This is a genomic window from Pseudanabaena yagii GIHE-NHR1, assembly GCF_012863495.1.
GTDB classification, from domain to species: domain Bacteria; phylum Cyanobacteriota; class Cyanobacteriia; order Pseudanabaenales; family Pseudanabaenaceae; genus Pseudanabaena; species Pseudanabaena yagii.
This window is the reverse complement of record NZ_JAAVJL010000001.1, coordinates 29,207-43,053: the sequence shown is the minus strand read 5'-3', so window position 1 is coordinate 43,053 and position 13,847 is coordinate 29,207. Positions and strand designations below refer to the sequence as shown.

General features: G+C 42.3%; 10 protein-coding genes. 6 read left to right on the top strand and 4 right to left on the bottom strand.

The genetic code is table 11. The annotated features are described in order from the left end of the window. The first annotated feature begins 33 nt into the window (after nucleotides 1–33). From HC246_RS00180 to HC246_RS00165, 4 genes are all read left to right on the top strand, one after another. Nucleotides 34–2,130 carry a putative bifunctional diguanylate cyclase/phosphodiesterase gene (locus HC246_RS00180; RefSeq protein ID WP_169361626.1) on the top strand — a complete coding sequence of 699 codons (2,097 nt, stop codon included), beginning with the start codon at nucleotides 34–36 and terminating at the stop codon, nucleotides 2,128–2,130. Between the two features lie 295 nt (nucleotides 2,131–2,425). After that, nucleotides 2,426–4,297 (top strand): glutamine--fructose-6-phosphate transaminase (isomerizing), encoded by a 1,872-nt coding sequence (glmS, locus tag HC246_RS00175; protein WP_169361625.1) that lies wholly within the window; start codon nucleotides 2,426–2,428, stop codon nucleotides 4,295–4,297. A 71-nt stretch (nucleotides 4,298–4,368) separates the two neighbouring features. Further along, the gene (locus HC246_RS00170; RefSeq protein ID WP_169361624.1) at nucleotides 4,369–5,796 is read left to right on the top strand and encodes a flavin monoamine oxidase family protein; all 1,428 of its coding nucleotides are present in this window, start codon (nucleotides 4,369–4,371) and stop codon (nucleotides 5,794–5,796) included. A gap of 257 nt (nucleotides 5,797–6,053) precedes the next feature. After that, nucleotides 6,054–6,776, top strand: a complete 723-nt coding sequence (locus tag HC246_RS00165) for a ComF family protein (protein ID WP_169361623.1) — start codon at nucleotides 6,054–6,056, stop codon at nucleotides 6,774–6,776. A gap of 26 nt (nucleotides 6,777–6,802) precedes the next feature. Here HC246_RS00165 and HC246_RS00160 read toward each other — a convergent pair whose 3' ends face one another. Continuing rightward, entirely contained in the window at nucleotides 6,803–7,126 is a 324-nt protein-coding gene (locus HC246_RS00160; protein ID WP_169361622.1) for a DUF1825 family protein, read from the bottom strand. Between the two features lie 126 nt (nucleotides 7,127–7,252). Then, entirely contained in the window at nucleotides 7,253–7,507 is a 255-nt protein-coding gene (locus HC246_RS00155) for a hypothetical protein (protein WP_169361621.1), read from the bottom strand. Between the two features lie 266 nt (nucleotides 7,508–7,773). On the opposite strand from HC246_RS00155, the gene moeB reads away from it, so the two are divergent. Continuing rightward, a complete protein-coding gene (moeB, locus tag HC246_RS00150; protein ID WP_169361620.1) occupies nucleotides 7,774–8,946 on the top strand; it encodes a molybdopterin-synthase adenylyltransferase MoeB in 1,173 nt (390 codons plus the stop codon). Nucleotides 8,947–9,086: 140 nt separating this feature from the next. Here the strand turns inward: moeB and HC246_RS00145 are convergent, their stop codons facing one another. Continuing rightward, nucleotides 9,087–9,983, bottom strand: coding sequence for a branched-chain amino acid ABC transporter permease (locus HC246_RS00145; RefSeq protein WP_169361619.1), 897 nt, complete (start codon nucleotides 9,981–9,983; stop codon nucleotides 9,087–9,089). 211 nt (nucleotides 9,984–10,194) lie between these two features. Here HC246_RS00145 and HC246_RS00140 point away from each other — a divergent pair, with 211 nt between their 5' ends. After that, nucleotides 10,195–12,210 (top strand): serine/threonine-protein kinase, encoded by a 2,016-nt coding sequence (locus HC246_RS00140; RefSeq protein ID WP_169361618.1) that lies wholly within the window; start codon nucleotides 10,195–10,197, stop codon nucleotides 12,208–12,210. Between the two features lie 240 nt (nucleotides 12,211–12,450). On the opposite strand, the gene HC246_RS00135 is transcribed toward HC246_RS00140, so the two are convergent. Further along, nucleotides 12,451–13,791 (bottom strand): ArsB/NhaD family transporter, encoded by a 1,341-nt coding sequence (locus HC246_RS00135; protein ID WP_169361617.1) that lies wholly within the window; start codon nucleotides 13,789–13,791, stop codon nucleotides 12,451–12,453. Nucleotides 13,792–13,847 lie beyond the last annotated feature (56 nt).

The window sequence follows — 13,847 nt, the reverse complement described above, 5'->3', positions numbered from 1 at the left end:
ATGATTTATCCGTAACTAAACTTTTTGGAAATTATGCGAAAAAATTTTGCTGAGACACTCTTAGATTTATTGACAACTGTAGAGAGACTGAAGGCATCAGAAACTCTAAATAGTCAACAGCAAGATAGTCTAGAAAGCATCAAATCTCTTGGGGAAAATCTAGGTAAATATTTTGATAATGCGGAAAGAGAGATATCTAGTCTCAAACAAAGACTCAAACAGCTTTATCAGTCTAATCAATATATAGATTCGGAGAATGAGAATGAAATTGACACTTTACTTGCTTTAATGTTTGCAAGGCTGCGACAGTCGATCACTATAGATGAATTACTAGAAACAGTAGTATTAGAAATTCATCAGCTACTACAAAGCGATCATGTAATTGCCTATCAATTAAGTAATCAGTCTTCAGAGTCTAATAGCCCATTCGTTGAATATGAAGTGGTTAACGATCCGATCCGATCGCTATTAGGTAGGAGGCTACCCACCGCTTATACCGATTCCGATTGGCTAGAAAATTATCAAAGCTGTCTTAGTCAGGTTATTAATGACATTAACCTACCAAATGTTGATCCGAAGCTTAAAGAATCACTTATTCCTTTAGGCGTACAATCAACAATCGCGATCGCAATTCCCAGTGGCAAAAAATTGTGGGGACTGCTAATTATTCATAAATATGACATTGCTCGCGATTGGCAACCTTGGGAAGTCGAACTGCTCGAAAAATTGGGAACCCAGTTAGCGATATCCATTCATCAAATGCAATTATTAGTCAAATCCGACTCGATCAGATTAGAAAGAGATCAGATTATTGCGAGATTGCACTATAGCCAATTGCATGACTCGCTAACAGGACTTCCCAATCGTGATTCATTTATGGATTCCCTCAATCTTGCCTTTGCAAGGTTACAAACTACCTCCAATCGTAATTTTGCGATCCTCTTTATTGATTGCGATCGCTTCCAAGCGATTAATGATAACTTCGGCATATCCACAGGCGATCAGCTATTAAAAGGAATAAGTCAAAGGCTGAGCGTCTATCGCAAAATCAATGTGTCTATTGCTAGGGTTGATAGTGATGAGTTTGCAATTTTAGTTGAAAATATTGATGGTCAAGAGCCAATTATTGAGTTAGCCGAAACAGTTCTCGAGAGTATTAAACAGCCATTTATCATTGACGATAATCAAATTTTTACTTCTGTGAGTATTGGCATTGCGATTAGCGACTTGGAATATATTTATGCCAATGAAGTTCTCAGAGATGCCAATATTGCAATGCATTACTCCCGCCGCCTAGGTAGAGGTAAATACGCTCTATTTAGCGCTAGCATGAGCCAAGGTGCAAAAGTACGCTGGCAGTTAGAAAACGATTTGCGTCATGCCCTTGAACGCCAAGAGTTCCACTTAGTCTACCAACCAATAGTTTCACTACATCAACATCAATTAACGGGGTTTGAAGTCTTATTACGGTGGGTACATCCTTTACAAGGATTAATTTCTCCACAGGAATTTCTGGCGATCGCTGAAGAAACGGGGGACATTGTTGAGATTGGCTATTGGGTATTAAAAACAGCTTGTAACCAGTTGCAGCAATGGCAGCAAACTTTTCCACATATTCCAACACTTACATTGGGGGTTAATGTTTCCACCTTGCAGGTTGTACAGTCTGATTTTGTCGAACGTATTCAAGAAATAATTATCGAACGCCAAATTTCACCGAATTTAATCAAGTTAGAAATTACCGAGTCAATCTTGATGGAAAATATCGAAATCTCTTCACAAAAACTAGAGCAGCTTCGAGAAGTAGGGGTACAAGTCTATATTGATGATTTTGGTACTGGGTTTTCATCCTTTAGCTATCTCAAAAATTTACCGATCGATGTTTTAAAAATTGATCGGAGCTTCACCAATAAGGTCTCTACTGACATCAAGAGTCAAAGAATCATTCAGTCGATTCTAAGATTAGCCAATAGTCTTGGTATGGGAATTGTCGTTGAAGGGGTTGAGACATCTGAAGAGCTAGATTATTTTGAAAGTCTAGGGGGTAGCAGTATCGAGGTACAAGGTTACTTTATTTCGCATCCACTAGATACTGAGAAAGCAACCCAGTGGATTCAAACAACAATCTAAAACTCTAATTTGTTGTGGTAATGCAAAGCCTCGCCACAACAAATTAGAGTTTTAGCCGAAGGCTTAAAGTATTTTAAAAGCATGGCGAAGCAGCGCTTTTAAAAATTTCTCTGTATTTCAATAAATATAAAGCCCTAAAACCTGTAGCGCACGCGCAGCGTGCACTACAGGTTTTAGGGCTTTATATTTAATTGTGCTCAGCTACTTAGCAGGAACCTCACATGGTTAAATACGATCATAAATTTTCTGCGCTCAGCGTACAAAATTGTAATCGTATCTACTTCAACTTGACATTATGTGTGGAATTGTTGGCTACATCGGACATCGCTCGGCTAATGAAGTTTTAATCTCAGGACTACGCAAACTAGAATATCGCGGCTATGACTCCGCAGGCGTGGCAACAATTCCCCTAGGCGATCGCAGTTTGCATCGGGTCAGAGCCAAGGGCAAGCTGATCCAACTCGAAGAAAAGCTCAATGCCGATACGGCTCCCGAAGCACCCATTGGCATTGGTCACACTCGTTGGGCAACTCATGGTAAGCCCGAAGAACACAATGCCCATCCGCATACTAATACTATGGGTAACTTGGCGGTAGTCCAAAATGGCATCGTCGAGAACTATCACATTCTACGAACTGATTTAAAAGCGCTTGGTCATATTTTTGTCAGTGAGACAGATACAGAAGTAATTCCCCACATGATTGCCGAATTTCTGACCCAGCTAGAAAAGCAAGGCAATATTATTCCTGAGAAATCACCTTCAATTCTATTTGAAGCCGTCCGATTGACTGTGGCGAAATTGCAAGGAGCCTATGCGATCGCTGTAGTTCATGCTGATTATCCCGATGAATTGATTGTCGTGCGTCAGCAAGCACCACTTGTGATTGGTATTGGCAAAGATGAAAATTTCTGTGCTTCTGATACCCCTGCATTAGTTGCCTATACTCGCACTGTCATAGCTTTAGAAAATGGGGAAATTGCCCGACTAACTAAAGACTCGGTGCAGGTATTTAATGCCAAAGGCGATCGTTTGCGTCGTTCCCCCCAGACCCTCAACTGGAATCCGACGATGGTTGAGAAGCAAGGCTTTAAGCACTATATGCTCAAGGAAATCTACGAGCAACCGGGGGTGTTTCGGACAGGGCTAGCTAGTTATATTAGTGAAACTAACCAAATTCAGTTAGGACTTCCTCCTGATTTTATTAATTCCATCGAACGAGTAGAAATTCTTGCTTGTGGAACCAGTTGGCACGCTTCTCTGGTTGGTAAATATTTACTAGAGCAGATTGCAGGGGTTCCCACGAGCGTTCAATATGCCTCGGAATATCGCTATTCGCCACCACCTTCTTTAAAAAATACGCTTGTGATTGGAGTAACGCAATCGGGGGAAACGGCGGATACTCTGGCGGCTCTAGAGCTAGCTAAATCTAGAGGCGATCGCTGTCTTGGCATTACTAATCGTACTGAAAGCTCGATTGGACGCATTGCGGATGCAGTGATTGATACCCAAGCAGGAATAGAAATTGGTGTAGCAGCCACCAAAACCTTTGTAGCTCAATTACTAATGTTCTATTTACTAGCCATAGAATTTGGCATTACCAAAGGAACTTTGTCAGCAGAGAGAACTCAAGAATTAATTGAGGGATTACGCCAGCTTCCTGCCTATATGGAAAGGATTCTGGAAAGTCAAGAGCGCTATATTGAAGATCTCTCACGGCAATTTACCCATACGAAGGATTTCATTTTCCTCGGTCGAGGCATCAATTTTCCAATCGCCCTCGAAGGTGCGCTCAAACTCAAGGAAATCAGCTACATTCATGCTGAGGGCTATCCCGCAGGTGAGATGAAACATGGACCGATCGCCTTGCTGGATGAAGATGTGCCTGTAGTGGCGATCGCCACCCCCGGAGCCGTATATGAGAAAGTTCTTTCTAATTCGCAAGAGGCAAAAGCGAGAGATGCCAAATTGATCGGGGTTGCGCCTTTAGATGATCCTGCGGCGCATGAAGTATTCGATCACATTTTGCCAATTCCTGTAGTAGAGGAAATTTTCTCACCAATTCTCACGGTAATTCCTTTGCAATTGCTCTCCTACCATGTAGCAGCACATCGCGGCTTAGATGTCGATCAGCCCCGCAATCTCGCCAAATCTGTCACGGTTGAATAATCAAAAAGGCGGCGCATTGCGCCGTCTTTTTACTTGCAGAAATAGAAAATCGTCTTTCATAGACAAATTTCATGGACAAATATAATCGTCGTAAGTTTTTACTTCAGGCTCGTAACTTGACCTATGCTGGGGCAACAAGTTGGTTGTGTGGCTGTGGAGGAGCATTTAGCTCTAATCAGGGTTCAGCCAAGTCATCACCAAAAGAGAGCGAAGATGAACAGCAAATTATTGTGATTGGGGCAGGGATTGCGGGTATCGCGGCAGCCAAAAAATTACAATCTCAAGGTTATCGAGTAATCATCCTAGAAGGTCGCGATCGCATTGGGGGCAGAATGTGGACTGATGATTCTTTAGGTGTTCCTTTAGATCTTGGTGCTGCATGGATTCATACAGTTGATGATAATCCGATCTCTCCCTTAGTCAAACAATTTGGTATCCAAACTGTAGTTTCAGATATTCAATCGCAATGGAATTATAAAGGTATCAATCAACTGCTCAACGAATCAGAAGAACAGGATATAAGTCGAGCATTGCGAGTCTTTAAGAATAGAGTTAACAAACTCAAAAAAGCTCCTAGTTCATCAAGGCAGACTACTCTCGCAGAGATTGCTCAACAAATAATTGAGTCTGAAGAAATCACAGGTATCACTCTTAAAGGATTTCGAGCAGCCCTATCTTCAGCGATTGAGACTGAAGTTGGCGATGACCTTGCCAATTTAGGGGTCAAAGGTTTTGACGAAGATTCAGGATTCTCAGGGGCGGATGTTGTCTTTCCTAAAGGATATATTCAACTTGTGCAGGCTCTATCCAAAGATTTGGATATTCGTACTCAGCATCTTGTGCAGCAGATCGCCTATGATGATACAGGTGTGCAAGTGACGACTGATCGCGGAGTTTTTAGCGGCTCGCGAGTGATTGTTACGGTTCCTTTAGGTGTCCTAAAACGTGGAACGCTCAAGTTCTCCCCACCATTACCTGAATCGAAATTAGCGGCTATTCAGCAATTGGGAATGGGGGCATTAAATAAATTAGTCTTGAAATTTCCAAAACAGTTCTGGGCATCTGAGCCACACACGATGGCGTATGTCAATGGCAATAATCCCGATCGCTATGTTGAATTTTACAATTGGCAGAAATACATTCAACAGCCAATTTTAGTAGCTATATTTAGCGGTAATTTTTCGCGATCGCTTTCGCAAATGCCTCCAACTGATGCAGTACAGAACATCATGGCGGATTTACAAGCAATGTTTGGCAAAGATATTCCCTTGCCAACTGCCACCTTCTTAACTCAATGGCACAATGATCCTTTTGCCTATGGTTCTTATTCGACTTTTTCTCTCAATGGTTCTATTCAAGATTGCGATCGCTTAGCAGAACCCATCGGTGATCGGGTGTTTTTTGCTGGTGAGGCGACCTATGGCAAGCACTTAGGAACTGTCCATGGAGCTTTACTGAGTGGAGAGAGAGAAGCAAATAGAATTGCTAAAGTATCTTAAAACTTAAGTTATACCAATTCGCGAAAGTGTGACAACACTTTCGCGAATTAAAAAACAAACCCAGTAAGGATTTTGAAAACTAAAAATGGCGTAGCCATTTTTAGTTTTGGTATTAAATATGTCTTGGCTCAGACAATACTGACTGAGCGAAGCTAATGGCGAAAAATGGTAAAAATTGCGAAGCAATTTTTACCATTTTTCGCCTTCGTCGAACTGACGTTAAACTAGGTGATACCAAAAGACTAAATACAAAAACTATGCAGTGGCTCAAATCTATTGGTAGCAGTTTAAAAATTAATCACTTGGCGAATACTGTTAGAGACTCTCTTTGGCAAGCAAATTGTCCATTATGTAAGCGTCCTGCCGATCACATTTTATGCAGAGACTGTGATCGCCAAATCACAGCTTATCAATCACCAGAATTTTTACAGAAAGATAATCCTATTGCTCTAGAGATTCCGCTTTATAGTTGGGGGATTTATGATGGTGCATTGAAACGGGCGATCGCTGCGTGCAAATATGATAACCATCCTGAAATTATGGAAGTAATTGGCGAAAAAATTGCAAATACTTGGCAGCGATCGCCAATTACTAGAGCACTTGTGCAAAAGTACAAACAAATATCAGTAGTACCAATTCCCCTCCATGCCAACAAATTAAAATCTAGGGGATTTAACCAAGCAGAAGTTTTAGCGAAGCAATTTTGTGACTTGGCGCAAATTCCCTGTAAGCCCCAAATACTCCAACGGATTAAAGATACCAAAGCGCAGATGCAAACGAAAAGCGTTATAGAACGGGAAGAGAATCTATCGCAAGCTTTTACAGTTCCATCGATCAAAGCAAACTATCGAGATGTCATTTTATGTGATGACATTTATACAACTGGCGCAACGATCCGCGAAGCGATCGCTACTCTTCGTCGTCGAGATATTAATGTGCGAGCCGTAGTAGTTATGGCGCGTCCACAGTTCCAAAGGTAAAAAATATACTGATGTTTTTTCCTTCCCTAAGGTTGATTCTCCAATTCCGCCTTCATTCTTTCTAAGGTCAAATTCATTTGATCGAACATCTGCTGAGGAGTGATTCCAAAATTACCTAATTGGCTTTCCAACTGCTTTAGGGTCATCTGTGCCATAAAGTCATCGGATAATTCAAATCGCTTCATAAAAATTTTATAGCGATCCATCATCTCTTCCATCTTTTCAATGAAAAGGATTTTACCTTCGCGATCGAACTTGCCATAACTACCGCCAAGCTGAGTCAAGGCTTGATAATCTTGAAATAGATTACGAGCTTCATGTTGAACAATCTCAGAATCAAAAAATGCCATGATTAATGCTCTCGTTAACTTACATCTATAGTTAATTTTACAAGCTGACTCAACTTTACAGAAATTAACTAAAGTGGGGATATCACCCCCTTACAAAAAAATCGCGCTTTGCGCGATTTTTTTTGTTTAGGTCATGATTGGTACGGCGCGCTCGCGTTTGCGGGGTAAATATCTAACCGAAACACGCTTCAGACCAATTTTATTTTCAAGCTCATGGATATAGTCCACTGCTTCACCCTCATGCTCGCGATTGTCGAGAGTTTCCAATAAAGTGAGGATTTCTGTATCTAAACCTGGATTACCTATAAATAAGTGCATTAAGGTTTCGCAGTTGTCATCGTCTGGATAGATGGGAATGTAGTAGATATAAGGGATGTCCATAAGCTCCGTTAGCTATATTTTGCAGTTCAAATTTGGGGATGATGATCTACAGTACATTTGTTCAGCAAATCATCACTTCTTTAGGATTACCAACTTTTGTAAATACTAGATCGGAGATTAGCTAGTTAGCAGAACTGCAATAAAGATATAACATTCCTACAAAGCGTAAACTAGGAAACTACAATATAAATATCAAACAAGCATAGGCGATCGCCTTATGCTTTTAACGTGCCATTGCACGAATCAAAAGTGCGATTTATTTAATCATGCTCAACCCAGACCCAAATTCGATTCAACTCACCCAAGATGACTACGAGCGCTATTCGCGTCACCTGATCTTGCCTGAAGTTGGGGTAGAAGGACAAAAACGCCTCAAGGCTGCCAGTGTACTGTGCATCGGTACAGGTGGCTTGGGTGCGCCCTTGTTGTTATACCTCGCCGCCGCAGGTGTCGGACGCATCGGTATCGTAGACTTCGATGTGGTGGATACCTCTAACCTTCAGCGTCAAATCATTCATGGCACTAGTACTGTTGGTAAACCTAAGATTGAGTCAGCAAAAGCGCGAATCTTGGAGATCAACCCCTATTGCCAAATTGATCTGTACAACACGCATCTATCCTCGGCAAATGCTCTAGAGATCATGGCTCCCTACGACATTGTGGTTGATGGTACGGATAACTTCCCCACACGCTATCTCGTCAATGATGCCTGTGTATTGCTAAATAAACCTAACGTCTACGGCTCAATTTTCCGATTTGAAGGACAGGCGACGGTCTTCAATTATGAAGGTGGTCCAAACTATCGCGATCTCTATCCAGAACCACCACCACCCGGACTAGTACCTTCCTGCGCTGAAGGTGGTGTTTTAGGAATTTTGCCGGGGATCATTGGCGTGATCCAAGCGACGGAAACCGTCAAAATTATTCTCGGACAAGGCAATACCCTGAGTGGACGTTTGTTGCTTTACGATGCCTTGAAGATGACCTTCCGCGAACTCAAGCTACGTCCTAACCCAGTACGTCCTGTCATCGAGAAATTGATCGATTATCAGCAGTTCTGTGGTATTCCCCAACAAAAAGAAACTGAAATGGAAGCACAAAAGGCGATCGCCGAAATTAACGTCAAAGAACTTAAAGAGATCATTGATGCTGGTGCGTCGGATTACGTGATTATCGATGTGCGTAACCCTAACGAATGGGAAATTGGCAGAATCCCCAATACTGTACTAGTACCTTTGCCAGAAATCGAAAATGGTAATGGTGTAGAAAAGGTAAAGGCTTTGCTCAATGGGCATAAGTTAATCGCGCATTGCAAAATGGGTGGGCGATCGATGAAGGCTCTTGGCATTCTCAAGCAAGCTGGCATTGATGGGATCAATGTACAGGGCGGTATCAACGCATGGAGCGATCAAATCGATCCTTCTGTTCCCAAATACTAAAAACGCATTTCTTTTGCTATAGCAATGTAAGTTTTGCTTAGGACATAAAACCCAAATAAGTGAAGGCGGCACGAAGTGCCGCCTTCACTTATTTGGGTTTTGAACAGATAAAAAAAGAGGTTGCAAAGCAACCTCTTTTTTTATCTGTTTAAAGTTAATTCATCTTTATTACCTAAAATTCCCTGTGGTCGCCAGAGCATCAGGATAATTAAGGTCAAACCAATCAAAATCAACTGAATCGCCTCAAACCTGCCCCCATCGGCACGGAGTTGTTCAGGTAGAAATCTGGGTACAGCATTGTAAAACTGAAACAGTGCAGCACCGAGGAGCACGCCAAGGTTATTTCCAGCACCACCAATGGTGACGATTGTCCATGCTTGGAATGTAATCAGGGGAATAAAGTTATCGGGATAGACCGTGGTTAATTGCCAAGCATAGAATGCACCTGCCATACCACCGATCGCACCGCCGATCGCAAAGGCTTGTAGTTTATACCAAAATACATTTTTGCCTAGAGCCTTAACTACTTCCTCATCTTCACGGATCGCTTTGAGGACTCTTCCCCAAGGCGATCGCACTAGCCATTCCAAGCGCCAATAAACGATCGCCACGACAACTATTAATAGGGCAGCCAGAATAAAAGAATAGTTCTGACGAGCCACAATATTGACCAGTGGAAGCGGAAAGTCCTGTACGCCACCTGTACCTTTTGTCAGCCATTCTTCGTTATTGACAAATAGGCGCACCATTTCCGATACACCAATGGTGACGATACCAAGATAATCCTCGCGCAGTTTAAGTGCTGTGCTGCCAATGAGGATGCCGAGTAAACCTGCGATCGCAGCGGCAATCAAAAAGGCAAAGAACCAAGGCACACCATTGAGGCTTAGTAAAACGGTGGTATATGCACCGACGGTCATAAAGGCAACATGCCCAAAATTTACTAATCCTGCGAAACCCCATTGCAGATTGAGTCCAAGACTAAATAGGGCAAAGATTGCTGCATTGATAACAAGTGTTGTGATGTATTCGATCATGAATTATTCGGTAACAAGGTGCTAAGCAATCTCTTTGCTTTTATGGGCTTTTTATAGGCTTAAGGACTGCCGTACAACAAAGAACCCGATTTTTGTGGCGCGGCTTCGCCGCGCCACAAAAATCGGTTCTTTATTAAATCGCATAACCCTTACGATAAATTTGACTGCGCTAGAGATATAGTAAGTCTAGACTGGTACGCTTTAAAACACCATGCGTCTATGTATTAATCCTAATTGTCCAATCCCTGACCATCCCGACAATGATAATTATCCAACTTGTCAAGGATGTGGCTCGGAACTGTTAATCGATGGCTGCTATACCGTAACTAAATTATTGAGCGACTCTGGGGGCTTTGGAGTCGTATATGAAGCTGAGAATCCCGCAGGACAACCTAAAATCCTGAAAGTCTTAAAACAGGATTTGAATGAAGATAGCAAGGCGGTCTCACTGTTTCAACAGGAGGCTTTGGTGCTAGGTCAGATTGAACATGCGGGTATCCCCAAGATCGAAACCTATGTGCATCACATTCTAGAAAATGGTCAAACTTTGCATGGGATCGTCATGCAAAAAATTGAGGGGGTAAATCTCGAACAATGGATCAATCAACGTAATGGTCAACCGATCGCCCAAAAACGAGCGATCGTCTGGCTACGACAGTTGGTAGAAATTCTTGCCTTAGTGCATAGCAAAGGATATATGCACCGCGATATTAAACCAGCAAATGTGATGTTGTCGCCATCGGGTCAACTAGTCCTAATTGACTTTGGAACTGCTCGCGAGGCAACACACACCTATCTTGCCAAAATTGGTGGTATTCAAGGAGTTACCAGTATCTGTTCGGTGGGCTATACATCTCCCGAACAAGAAAAAGGTTTTGCTGTGCCGCAGTCCGATTTTTATGCCCTAGGCTGCACAATGATCCACTTGGTGACGGGTAAGTATCCTCTGGATACTTACAATCCCGATCGCGATGTCTTTGAGTGGCGAGCATCTGCTCCTGAAATTTCCGAAGAATTTGCCGAGCTCATTGATGCGCTGATTGCGCGTAAGCCTAGCGATCGCCCCATGAACTGTGAATCTATCTTAAAGATTCTTAAAGAGATAGAACAGCTTGAAAAACTTGCTCCTAATGCTAAGACTAACGCTAAACGCAAATCAATTAAAAAAGCGATCAAAGAGTCTACCCGTAAACCAACTTCGCCAATTTTGTTAGTGGTATCGGTCTTGGTAGCGGCAACCTTCGGCTTAGGGATTGGTACGGCGATTAAGGTGTCAGCTCTTGGTAGCTTTGAGGAAATTAATTTCCATCTGCCTACTTTGCAGAAGAAACGCTTGACCCCGATTCGATTCCTGCAAGGACATTTAGATACTATTCAAAATGTGGCGCTGAGTCCTGATGGCAAAACTATCGCTAGTGCTAGTGATGATGGTACGGTGAAGTTCTGGGAACTAGAAGGAGATACTAATTCAACCCGTGAAATTAAGGATCAAGGTGGGTGGGTTCGCGCTGTAATATTTTTGTCTGATCGACAGATCATCACCGCAGGTCAGGATAAAAATATCAAAATCATTGATATCCCCTCAGGCAAGGTAGTTAAAACTTTTAGCGGTCATACTAACCTTATTAATAATTTGGCGATCGCACCTGCTAGCGATCTCTTAGTTAGCGGTAGCTATGACAATACGGTAAATGTTTGGCAACTTTCTACGGGTAGGTTACTGCGATTGCTTAAAGGTCATAGTGACAAGATTTTTGGGATAGCAATTTCCCCTGATGGCAAACAAATAGTGAGTGCGAGTCGAGATAAGACCTTAAGGATTTGGGATGCCAAAACGGGGGAAACTGTAAAAACTCTTTCTGGGCATTTAGCGGGGGTGACCTGTGTGTTAATTACGCCTGACGGTAAGCACATTATCAGTGGCAGTAATGATAAATCGATTCGGGTTTGGGATATCGCTACGGGAAATCAGTTGTTTATGCTCACTGGGCATAAGGAAGTCATTGGCGCAATCGCGATTACTAGTGATGGCAATTATTTGATCAGTGGAGGCAAAGACAATCCTGATTCTATTCACCTATGGAATCTCAAAACTAAGTCTCTAATTTGGGATTTAATTGGTCACACAGATCTTGTTACATCTCTAGTAATTACTCCAGACAATCAGAAACTAATTAGTAGCAGTCAAGATAAAAGTATTAATATTTGGGAACTCCCTAAACCTTAATTTTAGAAATGCTTTCCCTCTTTAAGAATAGGCGGCAGCGCCGCCTATTCTTACCTATTAATCCCTATCGTAACGTCAGTTCGGGTTAAGCTGGAAAATTTTAAAAGCCCAAAAGTAAAAGCCTTGTGTAGCAAGGCTTTTACTTTTGGGCTTTTAGAGAGGGTTTGCGTAGCAAACCCTCTCTAAAAGCCCGTCTCAAATTATCCTGAACTCGCGTTATCGTAGCAAGGGAAAGCATTTCTAAACAATCAGAAATCTGAGCGTGACATAGATTGTTGCGGCAATCAATTGCAAAATCATGACGGGAATGCCATAACGCAAAAACACTTTAAAGGAAATGCGTTTGCCGTGCTGCTCGGCTACTCCAGCCGCAACAATATTGGAGGAAGCACCGACTAAAGTTCCATTGCCTCCTAAGGTTGCGCCATACATCATGGCATAGAAAAGTGGTAGTACCACGTTGGGAAATTGTCCTGCGAAATCGGTCGCAAGTACTTCAGGGCTGGCTAAACCGACATTTACTACATATTGCTTGAGTAAGGGAACCATCGCCACCACAAGAGGAATATTCGGAACTACACTGGAAATTAATCCTACAAAAAAGATTAAGGAGATAGAACCAAGGGCAATATTTTTCCCTAATACAATTGCGAGTACTCCAGACATACTGGCGATTACACCTGTTTTCTCTAAGCTGCCAATCAACACAAAAATACACATGAAGAAAATCAAGGTACTCCAATCAACATCTCGCAAAATATGCGGTACGGTATCCATTTTGCTATGGTGAGCTAGCATAAGAGCGAGAGCAGCCCCCAACAAAGCAACGGTTGCAGGTGATACGGGAACTGGTAAAGTTTCGCCAATCACAAAAAATGTCAGCACAAAGGCAGTAATAATTGCGCCAATAATCAGAGTGCGGGGATGATTAATTTTGGGATGAGGAAGACGTTCAAGGTTTTCTAACTTCTTATTCCAGATTTTGCGAAATAAGAATGGCAAAATTGCCACAATTACACCAACTGCGATCGCGCCTCCCAGACTAAGTTTCATGAGATAGTCTACAAAACTCATATTGATGGCATCACCAACAATGTAAGTAGCGGGATCGCCAACTATGGTAAGTAAACCTGAGCTATTCGCCACAAATACCATCAAAATCAACAGTGGCACAAAATCTACACCGATTTCCTGTGCCATTGGCGGAATTAATGGTGCAAGTAGCATCACCGTGGTGGCATTAGGTAAAACCGCACAGATCGGTGTGGTGATTGCGACTATACCTAATAACAAGCGATCGCCTCTTCCCTTGGCAAGAATCACCATCTGGGTGGCAAGGTACTCAAAGACCTTTGTAGGTTCAAAGGCTCGTACCATCACCATCACACCAAAGAACAGCCCCAACGTACCGTGACTTTTGCCGATATAGCCGATCGCCTCAGGCATAGTTATTACGTTAGTGATAATCAGAAGCAATGCACCAAGAAAAGCGGCTACTACAAAATGTATCCATTCAGTAATCAGTAAAAATATGACCCCGATGAAGGTCGCTAGGGATGCTATCGCTTGCCAAGTTAACATTTAGGTTTCTGCGATTTAATAAATAAGGAGCAAGATTTTTGGTGGTGTAGCTTTGC

What these genes read in the sequence shown, in the direction of transcription:
- HC246_RS00155 (WP_169361621.1), bottom strand. Translation starts at nt 7,507, where the DNA reads ATGGACATCCCTTATATCTACTACATTCCCATCTATCCAGACGATGAC.
- HC246_RS00145 (WP_169361619.1), bottom strand. Translation starts at nt 9,983, where the DNA reads ATGATCGAATACATCACAACACTTGTTATCAATGCAGCAATCTTTGCC.
- HC246_RS00140 (WP_169361618.1), top strand. Translation starts at nt 10,195, where the DNA reads ATGCGTCTATGTATTAATCCTAATTGTCCAATCCCTGACCATCCCGAC.
- HC246_RS00160 (WP_169361622.1), bottom strand. Translation starts at nt 7,126, where the DNA reads ATGGCATTTTTTGATTCTGAGATTGTTCAACATGAAGCTCGTAATCTA.
- moeB (WP_169361620.1), top strand. Translation starts at nt 7,774, where the DNA reads ATGCTCAACCCAGACCCAAATTCGATTCAACTCACCCAAGATGACTAC.
- glmS (WP_169361625.1), top strand. Translation starts at nt 2,426, where the DNA reads ATGTGTGGAATTGTTGGCTACATCGGACATCGCTCGGCTAATGAAGTT.
- HC246_RS00180 (WP_169361626.1), top strand. Translation starts at nt 34, where the DNA reads ATGCGAAAAAATTTTGCTGAGACACTCTTAGATTTATTGACAACTGTA.
- HC246_RS00165 (WP_169361623.1), top strand. Translation starts at nt 6,054, where the DNA reads ATGCAGTGGCTCAAATCTATTGGTAGCAGTTTAAAAATTAATCACTTG.
- HC246_RS00170 (WP_169361624.1), top strand. Translation starts at nt 4,369, where the DNA reads ATGGACAAATATAATCGTCGTAAGTTTTTACTTCAGGCTCGTAACTTG.
- HC246_RS00135 (WP_169361617.1), bottom strand. Translation starts at nt 13,791, where the DNA reads ATGTTAACTTGGCAAGCGATAGCATCCCTAGCGACCTTCATCGGGGTC.